The organism is Leifsonia sp. SIMBA_070 (genome assembly GCF_046534635.1).
Classification (GTDB): Bacteria; Actinomycetota; Actinomycetes; order Actinomycetales; family Microbacteriaceae; genus Leifsonia.
Map to the genome: position 1 here is coordinate 1 of NZ_JAWRYK010000565.1, position 255 is coordinate 255.

1 pseudogene is annotated in these 255 nt (G+C 60.8%); it reads right to left on the reverse strand.

Features of this window, described 5'->3' with window-relative positions:
- Positions 1-255: pseudogene (locus SB754_RS21475) on the reverse strand (phosphoketolase); the annotation flags it as partial.

Consider the following 255-nt stretch of genomic DNA (forward strand, 5'->3'; position numbering starts at 1 on the left):
TTCACCACGTGGTCAATGAAGCCCGGGTCCTGGTGCGAGAATCCGTTGTGGTCCTGCTGCCAGACGTGGCTGGACAGCAGGTAGTTCAGCGACGCCACCGGCTGGCGCCAGGACAGTCCGCGGCTGACTTTCAGCCACTTGGCGTGCTGGTTGAAAATGGAATCGACAATGTGGACAAAGGCCTCGTAGCAGTTGAAGACGCCGTGCCGGCCAGTAAGCAGGTAGCCTTCCAGCCAGCCTTCGCAGAGGTGCTCG